16 protein-coding genes are annotated in these 21,270 nt (G+C 68.6%); 1 reads left to right on the plus strand and 15 read right to left on the minus strand.

Features of this window, described 5'->3' with window-relative positions:
• The 9 genes from P3H15_RS48765 to pruA all read right to left on the minus strand — a co-directional run.
• On the minus strand, positions 1–4,891 hold a 4,891-nt coding region (locus P3H15_RS48765), incomplete at its 3' end, for a non-ribosomal peptide synthetase (protein ID WP_276143923.1).
• A gap of 204 nt (positions 4,892–5,095) precedes the next feature.
• Complete coding sequence (locus tag P3H15_RS48770; protein WP_276143924.1) at positions 5,096–7,453, minus strand: arylsulfatase; 2,358 nt, start codon at positions 7,451–7,453, stop codon at positions 5,096–5,098.
• 167 nt (positions 7,454–7,620) lie between these two features.
• Positions 7,621–9,267 carry a substrate-binding and VWA domain-containing protein gene (locus tag P3H15_RS48775; RefSeq protein ID WP_276143925.1) on the minus strand — a complete coding sequence of 549 codons (1,647 nt, stop codon included), beginning with the start codon at positions 9,265–9,267 and terminating at the stop codon, positions 7,621–7,623.
• 146 nt (positions 9,268–9,413) lie between these two features.
• A complete protein-coding gene (locus P3H15_RS48780) occupies positions 9,414–10,652 on the minus strand; it encodes a CdaR family transcriptional regulator (protein ID WP_276143926.1) in 1,239 nt (412 codons plus the stop codon).
• 145 nt (positions 10,653–10,797) lie between these two features.
• Positions 10,798–11,838 (minus strand): NADP-dependent oxidoreductase, encoded by a 1,041-nt coding sequence (locus P3H15_RS48785; RefSeq protein WP_276143927.1) that lies wholly within the window; start codon positions 11,836–11,838, stop codon positions 10,798–10,800.
• A 52-nt stretch (positions 11,839–11,890) separates the two neighbouring features.
• Positions 11,891–13,291: an acyl-CoA synthetase gene (locus P3H15_RS48790; RefSeq protein ID WP_276143928.1), complete on the minus strand. Its 1,401-nt coding sequence runs from the start codon at positions 13,289–13,291 to the stop codon at positions 11,891–11,893.
• 12 nt (positions 13,292–13,303) lie between these two features.
• Positions 13,304–13,978: a rhomboid family intramembrane serine protease gene (locus tag P3H15_RS48795; RefSeq protein ID WP_276143929.1), complete on the minus strand. Its 675-nt coding sequence runs from the start codon at positions 13,976–13,978 to the stop codon at positions 13,304–13,306.
• A gap of 55 nt (positions 13,979–14,033) precedes the next feature.
• Positions 14,034–15,011: a proline dehydrogenase family protein gene (locus tag P3H15_RS48800; protein WP_276143930.1), complete on the minus strand. Its 978-nt coding sequence runs from the start codon at positions 15,009–15,011 to the stop codon at positions 14,034–14,036.
• Positions 15,008–16,648, minus strand: a complete 1,641-nt coding sequence (gene pruA / locus P3H15_RS48805) for an L-glutamate gamma-semialdehyde dehydrogenase (RefSeq protein ID WP_276143931.1) — start codon at positions 16,646–16,648, stop codon at positions 15,008–15,010. Before pruA ends, P3H15_RS48800 begins: the two co-directional genes overlap by 4 nt.
• 153 nt (positions 16,649–16,801) lie before the next feature.
• Here pruA and P3H15_RS48810 point away from each other — a divergent pair, with 153 nt between their 5' ends.
• Positions 16,802–17,392 (plus strand): hypothetical protein, encoded by a 591-nt coding sequence (locus P3H15_RS48810; protein WP_276143932.1) that lies wholly within the window; start codon positions 16,802–16,804, stop codon positions 17,390–17,392.
• Here P3H15_RS48810 and P3H15_RS48815 read toward each other — a convergent pair.
• The 6 genes from P3H15_RS48815 to P3H15_RS48840 form a co-directional block, all read right to left on the minus strand.
• A complete protein-coding gene (locus P3H15_RS48815; protein WP_276143933.1) occupies positions 17,389–17,808 on the minus strand; it encodes a PPOX class F420-dependent oxidoreductase in 420 nt (139 codons plus the stop codon). The two genes, P3H15_RS48810 and P3H15_RS48815, sit on opposite strands and share 4 nt — an antisense overlap.
• Before the next feature lie 54 nt (positions 17,809–17,862).
• Positions 17,863–18,741 carry a hypothetical protein gene (locus tag P3H15_RS48820; RefSeq protein WP_276143934.1) on the minus strand — a complete coding sequence of 293 codons (879 nt, stop codon included), beginning with the start codon at positions 18,739–18,741 and terminating at the stop codon, positions 17,863–17,865.
• 45 nt (positions 18,742–18,786) lie between these two features.
• A complete protein-coding gene (gene dapC / locus P3H15_RS48825) occupies positions 18,787–19,887 on the minus strand; it encodes a succinyldiaminopimelate transaminase (protein WP_276143935.1) in 1,101 nt (366 codons plus the stop codon).
• Positions 19,888–19,889: 2 nt separating this feature from the next.
• Positions 19,890–20,213 carry a ferredoxin gene (gene fdxA, locus P3H15_RS48830; protein ID WP_005263360.1) on the minus strand — a complete coding sequence of 108 codons (324 nt, stop codon included), beginning with the start codon at positions 20,211–20,213 and terminating at the stop codon, positions 19,890–19,892.
• A gap of 108 nt (positions 20,214–20,321) precedes the next feature.
• Positions 20,322–21,092, minus strand: a complete 771-nt coding sequence (locus P3H15_RS48835) for a hypothetical protein (RefSeq protein ID WP_276143936.1) — start codon at positions 21,090–21,092, stop codon at positions 20,322–20,324.
• Positions 21,089–21,270, minus strand: a 182-nt coding sequence (locus tag P3H15_RS48840) for a hypothetical protein (protein WP_276143937.1), incomplete at its 5' end; no start/stop codon positions are given. The genes P3H15_RS48840 and P3H15_RS48835, both read right to left, overlap by 4 nt.

A 21,270-nucleotide genomic window follows, 5' to 3' on the forward strand; every position in this document is an offset into this window, starting at 1 on the left:
CATACGCGACCGCCACATCCCGAGCCAACGGCGCCAACGAACCCCCATCCCCCGCGATATGGTGCAGCACCAACACCAGGATGTGCTCTCGGGAACCGCATTCCAACAACGTTGCCCGGATGGGAATCTCGCCGGACAGATCGAACCGATGCCGCGCCGCCGCCGCAACCGCCTCCCCCGCCCCGGCCTGATCGATCTTCTCCACGCGCACCGGAACCGGCGCCGCCTCCGCGGGCAGGATCCGCTGGAACGGCACACCGTCATCCTCACCGAACACCGTCCGCAGGCTCTCGTGCCGAGCCACCACATCGCGGACCGCGGCGGCCACCGCCGCATCGTCGAGGGCACCGGTCAACCGCACCGCCACCGGAATGTTGTACGTCGCCGACGGGCCCTCCAACCGATACAGAAACCACAACCGGGCCTGCGCGAACGACAACGGCACCCTCTCCGGCCGCACCCGCGGGAGCAACGCCACCCTCGCCACCGCAGCGCAGCCCAGCCGGGGCCCCAACTCCGCGACCGACGGAGACTCGAACACCACCCGGATCGGCACCTCCACCCCGAGCGCGTTGCGGATCAACCCCACCAGCCGCGTCGCGGACAGCGAATGCCCACCCAGGTCGAAGAAACTGTCATCGATCCCCACCCGTGGAAGACCGAGCACGTCACCGTAGAGTGACGCCAGCGTCTCCTCCACCCGTGACCGCGGGGCCCGGAACACGCCACCGACGAAGTCCGGCGCCGGCAACGCTTTTCGGTCGAGCTTGCCGTTCACCGTCAGCGGCAACCGATCCAGCACCACCACCGCCGCAGGCACCATGAACTCCGGCAGCCGCCCGGCCACGAAACGACGAACCTCGGACGGCAGTCTGCTTGCGCCGGGGTCGTTGACGTATTCGGTCATGTCACCGAGTGGTTCCCCGGGCAGGTAGACATCGGACACCGCGACTGATGCGTGCGCGCTTTCGTGCGGCCGGGTCGTGATGTCGGTGAATATCACATCCATCAGCCCCGGTGTCGGTGACCAGGTCACCGACACCGCGAACCCGAGGTCCTCACCCAAGTCGTGGCAGTCCTGGGGCAACATCGCGTCCGTCCGGCTGTCCGCGTCATGCCGGGTGGGAATGTGATCGCGGTCGGCGGCAACGTCGAGAGCGTGTGCGGCCTCGACATCCGGCGCCAGTCCCCTGTGCGGTACGCCGATCACCCGCACACAGTCCGCGCGGCGGCCAGTCAGAAACTTCCGCAGCGCGGTGGGATCGCCGATTCGCTGCCACGACGTCGACGGCACATCAGCCAGCGACCGGGCCTTCACGGGATTCTTGCGCAGCACGACTTCGTATCTGTAACAGCTCAATTCGTTGACTGCCCGGACGCGCTCGAGCTGAATGTCGACCGCGCCGATGTCGGGGAGCAGCGTCGGCAACGCTGTGAAGAACTCCGGCGCGAGCAGCAACTCCTGCTCGGCGGCAATGCTCCGGCGCACCCGATCGCGTAACACCATGGCGGTTGTGTCGGCATCTGCGTCGGCGATCTGGACGCCTGTCGCAAATTCCCGGAGCAACGCAAGATTCCGCACGTCACCGACGAACAGCACGCCCCCGGGGCGCAGCAATTTCAGTGCAGTGTCGATCACGTCGATCAGGTACCCCGCATTCGGGAAGTACTGCACGACCGAGTTCAACACCACTGTGTCGAAGACGCCGCGCGGCACACCCCCGAGATCGTCGGCGGCCTGGACCCTCAAGTGCACCCGCTCGACCCACGGGTCCTGCCGGTCCGCCAACTGTGATCGCAGATCGTCGATCGTGGTGGCGGAAAAGTCGGTGCCCCAATACTCTTCGCAGTGCGGCGCCAACTGCGACAGCAGCAGCCCTGTTCCGACTCCGATCTCCAGCACCCGAGCCGGCCCGAGCTCGCGAATCCGTGCGACGGCCGCCGCGCGCCATTCCCGCATCTGCTCGAGGGCGATGGGCTTCCCGGTGTAGCTGCTGTTCCACCCCCCGAAATCCTCTCCGAACGCTGTCTGGCCGAGCGGCTCACCGGCGTCGGACGCGTCCCCGGAATACAGGTCGTCGTACACCCGCCGCCACTGCGAAACCAGCTCTGCCTCCCGCACCCTGTCACGGACGAGCGCGACACCCCTGTCGAGCACGACATACCCCACCAACTGTGCGTCGGTTCCGGCAGCGGGTTCCCGGGCGATCACCGCCGCCTGCGCCACCGCAGGATGCGACATCAGTGCCGTCTCGACCTCCCCCGGTTCGACCCGGAATCCCCGCACCTGTACCTGCTCGTCCGCCCGCCCGACGAACTCGAGCACGCCGCCGGACGTCCACCGCACCACGTCGCCGGACCGATACATCCGCGAACCGGATTCGCCGAACGGGCACGCGACGAACCGTTCCGCCGTCAGCCCCGGCCTTCCCACATATCCTCGGCCGACCCCGAACCCGGCGACGTACAACTCCCCCGCCGCTCCGATTGGCACCGGTACCAGTCCCGGACCCAACACGTACACCCGCGCGTTGCCGATCGGTGTCCCGATCGGGCTTCGACCGCCGTCGCCGACGCCTGCGGTCAACTCCAGATAGCTCACATGCACCGTGGTTTCGGTGATTCCGTACATGTTCACCAGAACCGGAGTGTTCGGACGTTCGCCCGGGAGCCAGTCGCGTAGCCGGCCCGGGTCCAATGCCTCTCCCCCGAAAACCACCATTCGCAGTACCGAATCGGACCCAGGGGAACGGTCCCTGCGTTCGGCGTCTGCGAACTCGTAGAACGCGGAGGGGGTCTGATTGAGGATCGTCACCTGCTCCCGCCGCACCAGATTCCACAACTCGGCGGGCGAGCGCACCACGTCCCAGGGCACGATCACGACTCGCCCGCCGTGCACCAATGCCCCCCACAACTCCCACACCGAGAAGTCGAAGGCCTGTGAATGACACCAGGCCCACACATCCCCATCATCGAAACCGCCCCACCGATCGGTCCCGGCAAACAACGACACCACGTTGCGGTGGGTGATGACAACCCCTTTCGGGGCGCCGGTCGAACCGGATGTGTACATGACGTACGCGGTGTTGAAGGGTCTCAGCGGGGCGATCCGCTCGTCGTCGGCAAGGTTGGTCACCGCTGAGATTTCCTCGGTGCCGGCGTCGTCCGGGTCCAACACGAGACAAGGAATGTCGTTGTCCGGCAACGATGCGGCGGTCGCGGTGTCGGTCAGGACCAGGAGGGGTGCGGCATCGGTGAGAATGAAAGCGGTTCGCGCGCTGGGATAGTTCGGATCGATCGGAAGATATCCGCCACCGGCCTTGAGAGTCGCAAGAAGTGCGACGATCAGTTCGGACGAACGTGGCATCGCGACGGCCACGAGGGATTCGGGGCCCACACCGCACGCGATGAGATACCGCGCCAACCGATTCGCCCGGTCATTGACGTCTCGATAGGTCCAGTGCCGATCGCCGAGAGTCAGCGCCACCGCGTCGGGTGTCGCGGCGGCCCGCTGTTCGACCAGGCCGGGAAGAGTGGCCTGGGGAACCGGTACCGTCGTGTCGTTCCAGGTCCGCAGTACCAGTTCGCGTTCGGTGGGTCGGAGGAAGTCGTATTGCTCTGTCCGGCCTGCCGGATCGGCGACGACCGCACGAACGAAAGCCATCAGCAGATCCGCATAGAGCCCGACGTCCTCACTGCTGTACAGCGCGCCATTCGCGTCGATCTCGATGTGCATGCCTGCACTGTTGCGACCGCCGTAGTAGATCGACATCGAAAGGTCGTCCACGGGGCCGAACGACACGCCGCGCATGGATGCCGGGTTACCGGCAAAGTCGATCGAATCGAAGAACGGGATGATGTTCAGAATCGGACCGAACCGATTCTCCATGGATCCGGACAATCCTCTGTCTCGTCTTATATCAGAACCCTGGTAACGGGAATGACGCAAAACGGAACGAATCGCGGTACCTACGTCGTGTGCGACTGTGGCGAAAAGCGACCGCGGGGGGATCTCCACCCGGAAGGGCACCCAATTCGATACCAGCCCGGGGGTTCGCCGGGCGGCACCGACCCGATTGGCGACGGCCAATCGCATCATGAATTCCGACGTACCCGACAGCCGGTGGAAGAGTCCGGCTACCGCTGCCGCCAGGAAGCCCGGCACCGGTGTCCCGATCGATTCTGCCGCCGTGAGCAATTGCGCGGTCTCATCGTCCGACACCGTCAGGCTGTGGTGCACAGTGACGGGAACCGGCGAACTCGGATGCCGTGGCAGTCGCAGTGGTTCGGGCAAGGCAGCGGTGTAGTTTCGCCAGAACTCCTTGTCGCGGGCGAATCGATCGGACTGCCGGTAACGCGCATCTTCGTCGGCAATCAGTCCCGGTCCGCCGAATCCGGATTCGGGGATCGGTCGTCCCGCCTTCAGCGCTGTGTAGATTTCACCGATTCGACGCGCGAGAATCGCGACGCCGAACCCGTCCATCACGATGTGGTGGCACACGGCGCACAGGAAGAATCGCGCGCCGTGAACCTTGATCAAGCCTGCTCGATACAGCGCATCGTGTTCCAGATCGAAGGGCACGGCGCAGACCTCTGCCATCGACGCTTTCGCCGCCGATTCGGGGTCTTCCGCAGCACTGACATCGACGAAGAACGGTTTCCACGCGTTCGAATCCCGCGCCACCTGGCGTGGGCCGTCTCCGTCCTCGACGAAATTCACCAGTACCGAACGGGCCTCTTCCGCCACTCGCCGCAGCGCGGCTTCCATCACCGGAGGGTCGATGTCACCGGAAATATCGAGATACGCTGCAATATTGTTCGAAAGGCCAGGCGCCAACCTCTGCGCCAGCCAGAGCGCCTCCTGGGCGGACGAAACCCGAAACGAGTTCATCGCGACCATGATGTGCCCTCCCGAACGGCGGTAGGGATTTCGCCCGGCGGCGACAGCGCTCTGTCCCGGAAATTTTACGCCGCTGCGCTCTCGAGTTTCGCTTCTTCACCGCCATAACAGCCGAGCGTGCGCCGATCCGCCGGCCGGGAACAGGAGTCATCCGACCTGGTCAGGGAGTGGTGACTCCGTCGAGGCGCCCTGCTCTCACTCGCGCGAGAGCATGGCGGCTGCTTCGCGTTCGAGGTCGACGTAGGGTTCACCGCTGACGTCGACTGCCACCCGGTTCAGGGTGCCGCCGGTGAATGCCCACGGCGCGGTGCCGGGATAGTCGTCGGTGACGGGTTCCCCGGTGTCGCGGCCGGCGCTGAGGCCCTCGCCGGCGATGCTGAACTTGCCGGGTTGAGTTCGGATCCTGCCCTCGCCGACCTGGCGGTCCCCGTAGTACAGGGTCAGCACCCCGTGGGCGGTACCGGGCGGATCCTCACCGTCCTTGTCGAACGAGGCGGCCAGGAGCAGGTTCTCGCCGGTCGGCAGATCCTCAGTGGCGCTGATTCGCTGTTCCTCGCTGCCGAGGAAGTTGTAGACGTAATGCAGGCGGTCGTCCTTGACGTACAGGGCGTGCCCACCGAAGCGGCTGCCGTGCGCGAACAGCACACCGGACGCCCCGGGTTCGCGGAGATCGACCAGCGCGCCGATCGAGTAGGAGCGGTTTCGGATGTTGACCGCCACCGACTCGGGCACCTCGGCACCGCCCGCCCGGTAGACGTAGCGGTTGCGCGGCGCCGCGAGCTGAGGGCGGGGGGTGGTGAAGATCTCGACCGCCGAGCGGTCGTCGAGGGGCAGCGCCTGGTTCGCGCCGGCCTCGTGGAACCACAGCCCGATCAGCTCGGCGAGCCGCCCGGGCTCCTCAGCGGCGAGGTCCCGCAGCTCGGCGCGGTCGACGTCGGTGTGGTAGAGCTCCCACGAGTCCTCGGGGAACCGGCCCCAGCCACTGATCGCCGGATGGGTGCTCACGGCCTTCCAACCGTCGTGCCAGATGCCCCGGGTCCCGAGCATCGAGTAGAACTGGGTGTGCTTCGCCGTCGGAATGGTGGCCGCATCGAAGCTGTACCGCATGCTCACCCCCTGCAGCGGGTGCTGGGTGTACCCCTTCACGGTGTCGGGCAGTTCGATCCCCATGCAGTCCAGCACGGTCGGGACGAGATCGATGGCGTGGTGGTATTGGTCGCGGGTCTCGCCACGGGCGGCGATCCCGGCGGGCCACGAAATGATGCACGGGTCGCAGGTGCCGCCGTTGAACGAATACCTCTTCCACATCTTGAACGGGGCGTTGAAGCCCATCGCCCACCCGTTCGGGTAGTGGTTGTAGGTTCTGGTGCTGCCGAGCTCGTCGAGCATCTTCATGTTCTCGGCCAGGTCGTCCGGCACACTGTTGGCGACCTTGTTCTCGTTGACCGACCCGTTGGGGCCGCCCTCACCGCTGGCGCCGTTGTCGGAGACCAGCATGACAATGGTGTTGTCGAGCTGTTCGATCTCCTCGAGGTAGCCCATCAGGCGCCCGATCTGGTCGTCGCAGTGAGACAGGAACCCCGCGTACACCTCGGCCATTCGGGCGAACAGGCGCTTCTCGTCGTCGGAGAGGGTGTCCCAGGGTCGGGTGACGTCGAGCGGCGGGAACGGTTGCCCGTCGGGGCCGGTGCGGGTGTCGGGGGTCCCGATCGGGTTCAGCGGGGGCAGTTCGGTGTTCTGGGGAACCAGGCCCATTTCCTTCTGCCGGGCCAGGGTCTGCTCGCGCAAGGCCTCGTAGCCGTCGTCGAACCGGCCCCGGTAGCGGTCGGCCCACTCCTGGGGCACCTGGTGCGGGGCGTGCGCGCAGCCGGGCGCGTAGTACAGGAACACCGGCCGGTCGGGGGCGATCGCCTTGACGTCGTCGAGGTATTGAATGGCCTTGTCGGTGATGTCGACGCTGAAGTGGTAGCCCTCCTCCGGAGTGGCCGGTTGCTGCACGGGGTGGTTGTCGTGGACCAGATCGGGATACCACTGGTTGGTCTCCGCCCCGAGGAAGCCGTAGAAGCGTTCGAAGCCGCGGCCGACGGGCCAATTGCGCTTGGTGGAGGCGAGGTTCATCTCGTCCTCGGCACACAGATGCCACTTTCCGACCATCGCCGTGCTGAACCCCTGCTCGACCAGGACCTCGGCGAGGGTCGCGCACTCCGGCGGGATGTGTCCGTTGGCGCCGGGAAAACCGACCGCGGCCTCACTGATACAGGCCATCCCGTTGGTGGTGTGATTGCGGCCGGTCAGCAGGCAGGACCGGGTCGGGGAGCACAGCGCGGTGGTGTGCCACTGCCCGTAGCGCAGCCCGTTGGCGGCGATCTTGTCGATGTTCGGCGTCTCGATCGGCCCGCCGTAACAGCCCAAAGCCCCGAAACCGACGTCGTCGAGGACGATGTACAGGACGTTCGGTGAGCCTGGCGGGGCCTTCGGTTGCTCGTACGGTCCCCAGTCCGGGACAGAGTCACGAATATCGAGATTGACGACACCTCTGAACGGCTTGGCCATGATGTGCTCCTCGAATGAGATCCCACTCACTTCCACCCAAGCACTACCGGCAGGTGGATGGCTAGGGGTACCGGCCGGAAAATCCGCTCCGCTCGCCACACGTGGAACCCGGCCGCCGAACCGAACCGTCTTGTTGTCGGCACACACTGTGCCGGAACGGAATTCGCCTAGCTGCGGCCGCGGGCGGCCAGCGCGTTGACGAACACGTTGGCGATGTCGGCGGGATCCTTCGCGACGTAGCTCGACCCTCCGGTCACCCGCGAGATCTCGGCGAGCGTGGCCGCGTCGGCGTCGTCGGTGATGCCGATGGTCACGATGATGACGGGCCGGGCCGGGTCCATCTCACGCTCCAGGATGCTCAGGAGCTGTTCCTTCGTGATCGAGTCCGGGTCCTCGTTGGCGCCGTCGGTCAGGATGATCACACTGTTCACCGCGCGCGGGTCGTATGTGTCCTGCACCGTCCGGAACGCGGCGAGCGTCGTGTCGTACAGGCCGGTGCCGCCGCCGATCAGCCCCTCGACCTTTCCCGCCTGCTGGGCCATCAGCGCACGCTGCGTGAGTCCGTCCACCACGGTGTCGTAGCGGCGGATCGGGACCAGCTCCTGGTAGTCCTGCGGTCCCCCGCCGAGCCCCTGCGAGAACGCCCACAACCCGGCGGACACGCTGTCCGGGAACATCGCGTTGCCTGCGAGGGCGGCATCGACCGTCAGATCCATGCGCGACCGGTCGCCGGCCGGGGTCTCCATCGACCCCGACACGTCGATCGCGACGAGTGTGCGGATCGGCAGTGCCATCAACGCCCACCCGCCCAGGGCGTCCTGCAACGGCGACTCGTCGTCGAGCGCGAGCTTGGTGACCCGGCCGACGCCGCGGCCGTCGGCCGGTGGACTTCCGTCCGGGCCGCGGAATCCGTGCTCGGCGAGCACCGCGCTGGCCTCCTCGCCGCCGAGCACCGCGGCGACGGCACGTGCCACCTGGGTGGCCTTGTAGTGCCGGTCCGGGGCAGGCGACGTGACGACGAGCGGGAAGTTCATGAAGTTGCTGCCCGTCGGGGGCACCGTCGCGGCGAGCGTGCGGGCGCCGTCACCGTCGGTGAATTCGAGCACGGACTGTTCGGTGGCGACGGCGACGCCACCGTTGTCGACGACACCCTGGAGCATCTCCTCGCCGACGGGTTCGTCCGCGGTGCGCGCGCTTTCCTCCTGCGCGAGCGGAACCAGCGCGGCCCGCACCGTCCCCGCGGACACGGGGTCGGCCTGGCCCTCGGCGAGTGCCGCGTTGATCGGCGCCTGCGCGACCCCCGTCACGAGGGGGTTACCCAACTGGATGTCCTTGATCTGCAGGGCGGCGAGCCACGTCGGCGACGTGGGGGCGTCCTCCTCGCGGGAGGCCAGCACGACGGGCGAGGACGCGACCGACCCCGTCATGACCTCGACCGGTCCGGCCGCGGTGAGTGCCGCCTTGCCCACCCAGGCACCGCTGTCGGGGATCCACAGATCCGGGGCGCCGGTTCCCTTGCCGAGCCGTCCCGCGATATCGCCGGACGTCGCGGCGTCGACGACGATGTTCGCGCAACCCAGGTCGGTGCTCTTCGCTTCGCCGAGGATGCCGGCAAGGGCGGGAGCGATGCTCGGGTCGGCGGCGAGGGTGTAGTCGGTGACCTGCTCGCACTCGTCCGCCCAGGAGCGCACCGCCTGAACGACGACCACAACGGAGGCCACGAGCCCGATCACGGCGGCAGCGCACACCGCGTAGAAGGTGGGTGAGCGCCCCTCCCGCTCCGGCCCCGCGCTCGAATGACGCCCTCCGGCCATCGCCTGCCCCCTCTAACAGTTCGGTCACGAGACGACCACCGTCGCACCGGACCGAATATCATCCGGGCCACATCGTAGCGAACGGTGCGTGGTACGACTTTGTGCTGGTGACGGGGATGATCCGTCCAGCCGCGCGAGCGGACCGGTCAGCGATCGGATTGCTCGACCTCGAGTCGGCTTGCCACGAGCGCGGCCTGGATCCGCCGGAGCCCGGAGGGCCGGGTCGGATCGCAGCCCGTCAGCTGCGCCACCCGTTTGAGCCGGTAGTCCACCGTGTTGGTGTGCAGGTGCATCTGCTTCGCGGTGCGCTGCCGATTCAGATCGTGGCCGATGTGCACCTCGAGCGTCTCGATCAGTTCGGGCGAGCCCTGCAACGGTTCGAGGAGCCGAGCCAGATGGGTCCTGCCCGGCCCCGGCCGGGTGAGCTGGTATTCGAGCGCCAGATCGTCCATCTCGTAGAGGCCCGGCTCCAGGGCCAGCTGATGGGCGAGACCGAGGAGTTCGTGGACCTGGTCCGCCGCCGCGGGGATACCGGCAGTCCGGACCCGGGTCGCCGTGGCGGTGAGGGGAACCCCGGCGGCCGCTCCGATCCGGTCGAGCAGGGAGACCATCCACGCCCGCTCCGGCGAGCCCGGAAGCAACAGCGTTCCGCCGTCCGGGCTCAGCGAACAGAGCGCCGCCCCACCCGCGGCGTCCGCCAGCTCGATCTGCAACCGGCGCAGCTTCTGCCGGGCGACGACGGCCTTGCGCCGGTGGGTCACGGCCTCGGTGGGATGCGACGGAATCGACAGCCCCAGCACCACGTACTCGTCGGCCAGCTCCACCCCCGCATGCCGGGCCGCCGTCGCCGCCTTTCGGCCGCTGAGCAGCGCCGTGACGAGATTGACTGCGGCGCCGTCGCGTTCGCTGTTGACCGCTTCGAGTTCCTCCACGTAGCTGGTCGTGGCGGCGACCGTCACGCATTCGAGGAGGGTGAACATCACCTTCTGGATGACCAGGAGTTCGGGCAGGTCTTCCTCGCGGGCGTTCGAGGCGACGAGGTCGCCGGCCTCGCGGATGCCTTCGTGGAGGATGCGGAGCACGAGTTTCAGCGGGAACCCCTCACGGGCCCAGCGCGCGGAACTGTTGCGCACCTCCGCGAGGTCCTCGTCCGTCGGGCTGATGCCCTCGTCGAGCATCTGGATGCCGAGACCGAGGCAGACGATCGTAAAATCCATGACGTCGCTCTGCAGTTGTTCACCGGGCAGCGAACCGCACGGGGTGACGTTGTCGGCGAAGTGGCGGACCAGTTTCTGCGCGACGGTCAGCGTGTCGCGCAGCGGGGCGGACGCGGGCCTGCCGTCGACGAGGATCTGCGAACCCGCCCCCGGACTGTGATTCGTCATAGATCTGACCGCTTCCCTGTGTGGATGACACCGAACTCCCGCATCATCGACATCACGCACACATAACGAGGGTCCGCTTCTGTCACCGTTCTATCACGACAGCGCCCTGTCCAGGGCGAATACCGGCACCACAGCCGATGGTCGGTCAGTTCTCCTCGGCGACCCGGACGACCAGCTTGCCGAAGTTGCTGCCCCGGAGGAGCCCGATGAACGCCGCGGGCGCATTCTCGAGCCCGTCGACGATGTCCTCGCGGTAGGCGAGTCGGCCCTCCCGGATCCACTCGGACACGTCGCGCTGGAAGTCCGCGTACATCTCGGAGACGAACTCGCTCTGGATGAACCCGCGGATGGTGAGGCTCTTGACGAGCACCCGGGAAAAGAACCCGGGCAGCCGATCCGGCCCCTCGGGTGCCTCGGTGTCGTTGTACTGCGCGATCAGGCCGCACACGGGAACGCGCGCGTACAGGTTGAGCAGCGGCAGCACCGCCGCGGCCACCGCACCGCCGACGTTCTCGAAGTAGACGTCGATGCCGTCGGGGCACGCGGCGCGCAGTTCCTCGGCGAAGTTCGGAGACCGGTGGTCGACGGCGGCGTCGAATCCGAGTTCGTCCAGCAGGTAGGCGCACTTCTCCGGTCCGCCCGCGATGCCGACGGCCCGGGCGCCCTTCCGTTTCGCGATCTGTCCCACGGCCGAGCCGACCGGACCGCTGGCCGCCGCGACGACCACCGTCTCGCCCGCCTTCGGTTGCCCGATCTTCAGCAGGCCGGAGTACGCGGTGAAGCCGGGCATGCCGAGCACTCCGACCGCGGTCGACAGCGGCGCGGCGTCGCGGTCGAGTGCGCGGAGGTGGTTGCCGTCGACCACGGCGTGCGACTGCCATCCCGCGTACCCGAGAACGTAGTCACCGGTCGCGAAATCCGGGTGCCGGGAGTCGACGACCTGCGCGACGGTGCCACCGACCATGACCTCGTCGATCTCGACCGGGTCGGCGTACGACTCGGCGGCACTCATCCGGCCGCGCATGTACGGGTCGAGCGACAGGTAGATGACGCGGATCAGCACCTGGCCTTCGGCGGGGTCGGGGAGATTCACCGCCTCGAGCCGGAAGTTGTCGGCGGTGGGCGCGCCGTCCGGCCGGGAGGCGAGAACGATCCGGGTGCTCTGAACGATGCTCTCGACACTCACTGTGCGCCTGCCAATCCGTGTTGGGCCGGTATCGCCCGCCACCTTACCGATTTCACAACAGCTGCTTCTTCTGCACCTTGCCCATCGCATTGCGGGGAAGCGACTCGACGACGCGAATCTCGCGGGGCCGCTTGTGCACCGACAGTTCGGTGGCCACGTGATCGATCAGCGCGGCCTCCGACACGTCGTCCCCCACCACGAACGCCACGAGCCGCTGACCGAGGTCCGGGTCGGGGAGGCCGACGACCGCCGCCTCCCGCACGCTGGGGTGGCCGAGGAGGGACGTCTCCACCTCGCCGGCCCCGACGCGGAATCCACCCGATTTGATCAGGTCCGTGGATTCGCGGCCGACGATGCGGTGGAACCCGCCCGGGTCGATGACGGCGACGTCGCCGGTCTTGAAGAAGCCGTCGTCCGTGAACGATTCGGCGGTCGCGTCGGGCCTGCCGAGGTAGCCGTCGAACAGCATGGGCCCCCGCACCTGCAGACCGCCGATGGATTCGCCGTCGTGGGGGACGTCGCCGCCGCGCTCGTCGCGCAGCCGGGTCTCGACGCCGCGGACCGGCACACCGACCCACCCCGGACGACGTTCGCCGTCGGCCCGGGTGCTGAGCGTGAGCATCGTCTCGCTCATGCCGTACCGCTCGACGAGTGCGAGCCCGGTCAGCTCCTGCACCTTTTCGAACACCGGGACGGGCAGCGGGGCGCTCCCCGACACCAGCAGTCGCGCACCCGACAGCGCCCGCGCCGACTCGGGGTCGCCGGCGATACGACTCCACACCGTGGGGACACCGAAGTACATCGTTCCCCGTGCCGCGGCGTAGGCCGCCGGGGTGGGTTTGACCGTGTGGACGAGCCCGCTGCCGATCCGCAACGGTCCCAGCACACCGAGGATGAGCCCGTGGATGTGGAACAGCGGAAGCCCTTGCACCAGTGTGTCGTTGCGGGTCCACTGCCAGGCGTCCGCAAGGGCGTCGAGACCGGCCGCAATGGCCCTCCTGCTGATCAGGACCCCCTTGGGCGGTCCCGTCGTACCGGACGTGTAGAGCACGAACGCGATGCTCGACTCGGGCGGTTCGGGGTAGCTGTGCCACGACCGGGCGTGGACACGCACCGGCACGACGGGCAGGCCCGCAGCGTCCGCCGGCGCCTCACCGAGCCACGCCTGCGCACCGGAATCGCGCAGGATGTGCTCGAGTTCGGCGGGTCCGGAATCGGGCGGCACCGGCACCGCGGTCACACCCGCGATGAGGCAGCCCACGACGGCGAGGACCGTGGTCACGGTGGGGGTGGCGAGAATCGCGACCCGATCCGCGCGTGCCACCCGTTCGGCCACGGACGTCGCCGCGCCGAGCACGTCGCCGCGCGACAGGGTGGTGTCGCCGATCCGGACGGCGTCGGGAATGTCGTCGCCCTGGGCGACGGCCAGAGGATTCAGAGATCGCAGCAGCACATCGACAGCTTCTCACAGGGCCCGGAGGCGGTCCGGTGGGTCTCCCGGAGGCGGACTGACGGTGGCGAGTGCCGCACCCAGCAGGGCCCCGGTCAGGACGGCCAGCCCGTGGGCGTCGTCGACCACCACCAGCAGGACCCCGGCGAGCACGATGCCCCCGCTCGCGGCGAGGACCCGCCACTCCTTGGACTGCATCACCACCAATCCCGCGAACGACGCGGCCAGCGCGAGCGTGGCGCCCGAATTGCCCGCTCCGGGCGACGGAAACAGGAACGCGGTGAACAGGCCGAAGATGATCTGGCTCGCCACGAACAGCAGTACCGCCCGGACCCCACCCCACACCCGCACCGCGAGCGGCGCCACCCACGCGAGGACGAGCAGGTTCACCACGGTTCCGGCCACTCCCCCGTCCTGCACCGCGACCGACGTGAAGATCCGCCACCACTGATGGTCCCGGATCTGGTCCGGGTCACGCTCGAGGGCGTCGAGGACGGCGGGAACGACGATCTGCAGCAGTGACGGCACGGCGATCAGCAACCACAGCACCACCGCGGTGCGCGGCGGACGGGTGAGCCGTATCTCGCCGATGCGCCCCTCGCCGATCTGCACCGATGCGAGCAGCGAGGCGAGAACGAGAACGACGGCGAAGAGGACCGCGCCGATCCATCCCGCGCCTGAAGTCGTCACCGCGAAACTCTACAACGACGCACCCGCACCGGAACCGGTCAGCGGCCCGCGCCGGTCAGTCCTTGGTGACCACCGAGCGCAGGAAGAAGCGCAGGTTCGAGGGACGCTCGGCCAGTCGCCGCATGAAGTACGCGTACCACTGGCTTCCGTACGGAACGTACACCCGAACCTGCTTGTCCTGGTTAGCGAGCCGACGCTGCTCGACGTCCCGGATCCCGAACAGCATCTGGTGCTCGTAGGCGTCCGCGGCGCGGCCGGTGCGCCCGACCAGCGGGGCGACCGCGTCGATGACGGCCGGGTCGTGCGAGGCCACCATCGGGTACCCGCCGCCCTCCATGAGGATCGTCAGGCAACGCAGATACGAGGCGTCCACGGCGGCGCGGTCCTTGAATGCCACGGACTCGGGTTCCCGGTACGCCCCCTTGCAGAGCCGGACCCGCGAACCCGGTCCTGCGAGGGCTCGGCAGTCGTCCTCGGTGCGGCGCAGATACGACTGCACCACGGCACCGAGCCAGGGGAAGTCGGTGCGGAGTTCGCGGACGATCGCGAGCGTCGAATCGGTGGTCGTGTGGTCCTCGGCGTCCACGGTCACCCACACGGCCGCTGCGTCCGCGGCGGCGCAGATCGTGCGGGCGTTGTCGGTGGCGATCCGTGTGCCGTCGCCGGCGAGCGCCTGCCCGAGCGCCGACAACTTCATCGACACTTCAAGCCTGCGGACCCCCGACGTCCTGTCCGCCGCCTCCGGCAGGGCACCGAGATCGGCGACGAGCGCCAGGTACTCGTCGACCGTCACCTGCGCGCCCGCCGCGTCACGGGTGTCCTCACCGAGGAAGTCGATCGACACCGACCGGCCCGAATCGAGGATCTCCCGAACGGACGCCAGTGCCGACTCCCGGCTCTCGCCTGCCACGAAGCGGTCGACCAGTTTCCGGGTGACCGGGGCGCCGGTGACGGCGCGTTTGACGCGCGACGACCGGGCCGCCGCGAGGATCGCCGGGCGGAGCGGATTCGCCAGAACCGTCGGCGCTTTCATTCCGACCCCATGTGCGGATATCGGTAATCGGTGGCGGGGACGAACGTCTCCTTGACGGTGCGGGCCGACACCCAGCGCAGCAGGTTGAGTTTGGACCCGGCCTTGTCGTTGGTGCCGGACGCGCGGGCCCCGCCGAACGGTTGCTGCCCGACGACGGCACCGGTCGGCTTGTCGTTGACGTAGAAGTTTCCGGCGGTGAACCGCAGAGCCGACGTCGCCTGCTCGACGGCCTGCCGGTCGTCGGCGATCACCGCACCGGTCAGCGCGTACGGGGCCGCCGAGTCGACCTCGGCGAGCACGTCGGTGAACGCGTTCGGGGCCGAGTCGTCGTACACGTGCACCGTCAGGATCGGGCCGAAGTACTCGGTGGTCATCGCCTCGTCGGCAGGGTCGTCCGCGAGGAGCACGGTGGGACGGACGAAGTACCCGACGCTGTCGTCGTACTTGCCGCCGACGGCGATCTCGAGGCCGGCCGCGCCGCGGGCGCGCTCGATGGCAGCGACGTTCTTGTCATAGGCGCGCCGGTCGATGAGGGCCCCACCGAAGTTCTCCAGGTCGGTCACGTCCCCGTAGGTGAGGGCGTCGACTTCCGCGGTGAACGTGTCCCGCATCCGCCGCCACAGCGACTTCGGGACGTAGGCCCGGGAGGCGGCGGAACACTTCTGGCCCTGGTATTCGAATGCGCCGCGGATCAGCGCCGTCCGCAGCACGTCCTCGTCGGCCGAGGCGTGCGCGACCACGAAGTCCTTGCCGCCGGTCTCCCCCACCAGCCGGGGGTAGCCTGCGTACTTCCCGATGTTCGCGCCCACCTCGCTCCAGAGGTGCTGGAACGTGCGGGTCGAACCCGTGAAGTGGATTCCTGCGAGCCCGGGGTCGCTCAGCAGCACCTCCGACACCGCCTGCCCGCTGCCGGTGAGCAGATTGATCACGCCCGGGGGCATGCCCGCCGCTTCGAGCAGTTTGATCGTCCAGTACGCGGCGACGGTCTGCGTCGACGACGGCTTCCAGATCACCGTGTTGCCCATCAGCGCGGGCGCGGTCGGCAGATTGCCGGCGATCGCGCTGAAGTTGAACGGAGTGATGGCGTAGACGAAGCCCTCGAGCGGACGGTATTCGAGCCGATTCCACACACCGGGCGAGGAGATCGGCTGGTCGGCGAGGATCTGGCGGGCGAAGTGAACGTTGAAGCGCCAGAAGTCGATCAGCTCGCACGGCGCGTCGATCTCCGCCTGCTGGACCGACTTCGACTGCCCGAGCATCGTCGCCGCGGCGAGCGTCTCGCGCCACGGCCCGGACAGCAGGTCGGCGGCACGCAGGATCACGGCCGCCCGGTCGTCGAACGACAGCGCCCGCCAGTCCGGGGCCGCGGCCGTGGCCGCCTCGATCGCCGCCGACGCGTCGTCGTGGGTGGCGCTGCGCAGCGTGCCGAGCACGGCGGCGTGCCGATGGGGTTGCACGACGTCGACGCGGTCGCCGTTGCCATGACGGTGTTTGCCACCGATCACGTGCGGGATGTCGACGGGATTGGTGGCGATGTCGGTGAGCGCGGATTGCACTCGGGAACGTTCGGGACTGCCCGGCGCGTACGTGTGGACCGGCTCGTTGGTGGGCACCGGAACCTGGGTGATGGCGTCCATGCTGCCTGCCTCCTGCCCTCAGATCGTGTGAGGAACTGGGAACCGCGGCCGGGCGGGGACACCCGTCCGAACGGAACCCTCGAGCCCAGGTTAGCTCTGTATGGGGGTACCCATCCGGTTTTGACGCGCCGACGGGGTGGCTAGCATCGGCGCATGGCCGAACGGAACCGCGTGTCACCCCGATCCGACATCGTCGCGATTCCACTGCGCGGCCGGTTCATGGGCAATCGGGGCTGCCTGCACCGCGGGCACTCCGTGGTGCGCAACCATTCCGGCACACGGTGGATCGTCTGCGTCACCGACTACCCGGCGCGCACGGTCCCGCAGTGGAGCGAGGGCCACTACACGGTGCTGTTCTTCCACGACGAGGCGGTGGCGCTGGCCGCCGGGCACCGGCCGTGCGCCCTCTGCAGGCGCGAGCGGTACAACGACTTTCGCGCCGCGTGGCGGTCCGCGAACGGGGGCGGCCTGCCGAGCGCCGACGAGATGGACGCCCGGTTGCATGGGGAACGACTGGACGGGTCCCGTCAGCGAACGCACCGGGCCGCGTGGCCGTCGTTGCCCCGCGGCGCCTTCGTGCTGTTCGACGACGGACCTGCGGTCGTGCTCGACGACACCGTCGTCCCGTGGTCGGCCGAGGGATACGGGACGCCGTCGAACCGGCCGACCGGCACCGCCACCGTCCTGACGCCGCCGTCCACCGTCGCCGTGCTCTCGGCCGGCTACCGCCCGGACATCGCTTAGCTCTGCACGTCGCGCGCGTTCGCGACCAGCTGGTGGGCGTCCAGGTCGGTGGCGCCGAGCCCGAAGCTGATGATGCGTTCCGGGCGGATGCGGATGGTCGGGCCGCCGAGACCGTCCGCCTGGGCGGCGTCGGCGTCGAGGGCCTCGGCGCGCCCGCGGATTTCGACGCAGCGGACCCGCCACGGGTCGACGGACGGCACGTCGTCGACGACGAACGCCACCTTCCCGTTGTCGGCCACGTTGCGGAACTTGCGGCTCGCCGCCATGTTGTAGCCCTGGATGTCGATCGTGGACGTGTCGGGGTTGTAGTGGAAGCCGACGGGACTGACCTGCAAGGTTCCGCCCGGCTGCACCGTGGCGAGCCTGCCGATGCGCTGTGATGCCAGATAGTCGAGTTCCTGCTCGGTGAAGGACATGAGGCCAGGCTAAAACCTGAACTGTGCTCGAGGTCAAGGTTTCCGGGACTCTTCTCAGCCGAGATCGTCGAGTGCGCGGCGGGCCTTCTCGACCCGCCGCTCCGCCGCCTCCAGTTCGCGTTCTCCCCGGCGCACCGCCTCCGCCGAGGCCTTCTCCGCGTTCCGGGTGAACTGCCGCTCCTGCTCGGCGTGTTCGAGTTCGGCGCGCAGTTCCTCGATCCGGTGGTCGACCTCGGTCAGCGTGGATCGCGCCTGCCCGAGTTCGGTGTTCGCGTCGTCCAGCGCGCCGCGGATCTCGTCGGCCCCGGACGTGGCATCCGCCAGTTCCGCCTCGGCCGCCGCGCGTTCGGCGTCGAGATCAGGCTCCTGCGACTTCTTCGGCTTTTCGGCCGGCGGCGTGGAGGCGGGCTCGGACTTCGGCTGCTTCTTTGCCGTCTTTCCCTGGACGACGGTGAGTCCGGCAGGACCGAAACCGCTGTAGGTCGCCGCCGTCACCACCCGGCCGCGCCGCACCTGCTCGGCGGTCTCGGCGTCGGCGAGCGCGGCGTGCAGCGTCTGGCCGACATCGCGCAGCGCGTCCTCGCCGACGGTCCGGCCCCGGTCGGCGGCGAGCGCACCCGCCTTGCGCGCCAACGCCCGGACCACCTGCTGCCGCTGCGTCGTCAGCCGCCGAAGGTCCGGGCCGGACAGGTGCCGTTGCGCATCGCGGAGGGCGTCGCCGAGGGCGAGGAGCGCACCCACCTCGTCGGGAAGTTCGCGGGCGAGCAGGTTGACGAGCCAGCCGACGACCGTCGGCTTCCGCAGTTTCCCGATCTCGGTGGCCAGTGCGCGGTCCTTGTTGTCCCGCGCGGCCGTCACCTGCGCCGTGCGCGCCTCGACGAACTCACCGGGGTCGAGGCCGTACAGTTCGTCGGCGACGTCGTCGAGGGTCACGGCACCATACTTTCACCGCGACCGTTCCGGCCGGGCCGACTCGGGTCAGGCCAGTCGTTCCGCTGCGGCCGCGATGCGTTCGTCGTCGGCCGTGAGGGCGATCCGCACATGGGTGCCGCCGCCGGGACCGTAGAACTCCCCCGGCGCCACGAGAATGCCCCGCTCGGCGAACCACTCGACGGTGTCCCGGCAGGCTTCGCCGCGGGTCGCCCACAGGTACAGCCCGGCCTCGGAATCGTCGACGGTGAATCCGGCGCCGCGCACCGCGGCGAGAAGGATCTCGCGGCGACGGCGGTACCGCTCACGCTGCTCGTTCTCGTGGTCGTCGTCGCTGAGCGCGGCGGTCATCGCCGACTGGATCGGCAACGGCACCATCATGCCCGCGTGCTTGCGGACCTCGAGGAGTTCGGCAACCAATGCCGGGTCACCGGTGACGAAGCCCGCGCGGTAGCTCGCGAGGTTGGACGTCTTCGACAGCGAGTGCACCGCGAGGAGACCGGTGAGATCGCCGTCGTTCACCCGCTCGTCGAGGATGGAGAGGGCCTCCCCTTCCCAGGTCAACCCCAGGTAGCACTCGTCGGACGCCACGATGGCGCCCCGGCTGCGCGCCCAGTCGACCACCTTCCGCAGGTGGTCGAGGCCGAGCACCTTGCCGGTGGGATTGGACGGCGAGTTCACGAAGATCAGCGACGCGCCCTCGGGACCGAGACGGTTCAGACCGTCGGCGCGGATCACCCGCGCACCCGCGAGGAGCGCACCCACCTCGTAGGTGGGGTACGCGAGTTCCGGAATGACCACGAGGTCGTCGGCGCCGAGCCCGAGAAGGCGTGGCAGCCAGGCGATGAGCTCCTTCGTGCCGATCGCGGGCAGCACCGCCGCCGGGTCGATGCCGGTGATTCCGTAGCGACGGCGCAGCGCCTCGACCGCGGCGGTGCGGAGTTCGTCCGTACCGTGCGTCGTCGGATATCCCGGAACCGCGGCGACCGCGGTCAGCGCCTCCTGGATGATCGGGGCCACCGGATCGACCGGGGTTCCCACTGACAGGTTGACGATGCCACCCGGGTGGGCGAAGGCCTTCGCCTTCGCCGACTCGAGCGAGTCCCACGGAAAGTCGGGAAGTGCTGCGGCTACCGGGATACGAGGCACCTCTAGTCCTCGCCCATGGGGGGCAGCGCCTTGACGAACGGCGGGTCGTAGTCGACCTTGCCCAGCTTCGCCGCTCCGCCGGGGGAACCGAGGTCGTCGAAGAAGTCGACGTTCGCGGCAATGTAGCCGTTCCACTGGTCCGGGACGTCGTCTTCGTAGAAGATGGCTTCGACGGGGCAGACGGGTTCACAGGCGCCGCAGTCCACGCATTCGTCCGGATGGATGTAGAGCATCCGCCCGCCCTCGTAGATGCAGTCGACAGGGCATTCCTCGATACACGCCTTGTCCAGCACATCCACGCACGGTTCAGCAATCGTGTAGGGCACTGCCGCTCTCCCTGCCTTTCTGACACGAGTAGGCGCGAGGTACGGGCCGGTTGCACCTCGCGGAAGAAATCATTATCGCCTGCCCGGCGGACCCCTCTGCGGTGAGGGTTACCTGACCCGGCGGACCGCCGCGGGCAGCGACGCCCGGTCCGCGATCCGTTTCTCGGCCTGTTTCACGGCTCTCACCAGCGCACCCCGTTCGCCGAGATACCCGGCCACCACACCGACCACCGGGATGTTCCCCAGCAGCGCGTAGGTCCCGCCCGGTTGCGGGCGCTTGTCGAGTTCGTCACTGAGCGCCCGCACCGTGCCCGCGGTGCGCCACAGCGCGCCGATCAGTCCGAACGGGCGCCACACCGATGCACCCTCCGCCGAAGCGGATGGCGGCGTCGCGCCGGCGAGCACCGCGGACGCGTCCGTCTCACGCCGGCAGAGCACCGACGCCAGCAGGTCCACCTGCTCGGACCGGTTCGTGACGCCGTGCTCCCGGGCCACGGCGACGAGCACGACGGCCTGATTCGCGAATCCGAGCACGTCCTGGATCGGGAGCCGGTTGAGGAGCACACCGAACATCCCCGGGGACGCGACCGCGATCGTGTTCAACGCGCCGATCCGGGTCACCCACCACCGTGCCCGCTCGTCGTCGCTCGCCTTCTCCCAGGACGCCGTCCCCGGGAACCGCACGGTGTCGAGCACCCAGGCGATGCCGTCGAGCAGCGCCTCGGCGGCTCCCCGTTCCTCCGCTGTCGGGGTGAACGTCCGGCCCTTGATGCCGAACGGATCCGTGAGAGCCAGATCGAGCACGGGGTTGATGCCCCGCGCGGCGCGATCCAGGATGCCGACGACGGTGTCGTCGCCCAGCCGATGCGTCTCGCTCATGCGGCCGGCGACCGTCCCTCGCGTCGTGCGTGGGTGGTGGTGCGTTCGCGGGCCGGGCGGCCGATGCCCTCGGCGATGGCCCTTAGTTCTTCGACGGTCTTCTCCGATCCGTGCTCGGATCCCGCCATCCGGGAGATCGTCTCCTCCATCAGCGTGCCCCCGAGATCGTTCGCCCCAC

It is taken from the genome of Rhodococcus sp. T2V, assembly GCF_029269925.1.
Taxonomy (GTDB): Bacteria; Actinomycetota; Actinomycetes; order Mycobacteriales; family Mycobacteriaceae; genus Rhodococcus_F; species Rhodococcus_F koreensis.

What these genes read in the sequence shown, in the direction of transcription:
- P3H15_RS48775 (WP_276143925.1), bottom strand. Translation starts at nt 9,267, where the DNA reads ATGGCCGGAGGGCGTCATTCGAGCGCGGGGCCGGAGCGGGAGGGGCGC.
- P3H15_RS48770 (WP_276143924.1), bottom strand. Translation starts at nt 7,453, where the DNA reads ATGGCCAAGCCGTTCAGAGGTGTCGTCAATCTCGATATTCGTGACTCT.
- P3H15_RS48810 (WP_276143932.1), top strand. Translation starts at nt 16,802, where the DNA reads ATGGCCGAACGGAACCGCGTGTCACCCCGATCCGACATCGTCGCGATT.
- P3H15_RS48780 (WP_276143926.1), bottom strand. Translation starts at nt 10,652, where the DNA reads ATGACGAATCACAGTCCGGGGGCGGGTTCGCAGATCCTCGTCGACGGC.
- P3H15_RS48815 (WP_276143933.1), bottom strand. Translation starts at nt 17,808, where the DNA reads ATGTCCTTCACCGAGCAGGAACTCGACTATCTGGCATCACAGCGCATC.
- pruA (WP_276143931.1), bottom strand. Translation starts at nt 16,648, where the DNA reads ATGGACGCCATCACCCAGGTTCCGGTGCCCACCAACGAGCCGGTCCAC.
- P3H15_RS48800 (WP_276143930.1), bottom strand. Translation starts at nt 15,011, where the DNA reads ATGAAAGCGCCGACGGTTCTGGCGAATCCGCTCCGCCCGGCGATCCTC.
- P3H15_RS48835 (WP_276143936.1), bottom strand. Translation starts at nt 21,092, where the DNA reads ATGAGCGAGACGCATCGGCTGGGCGACGACACCGTCGTCGGCATCCTG.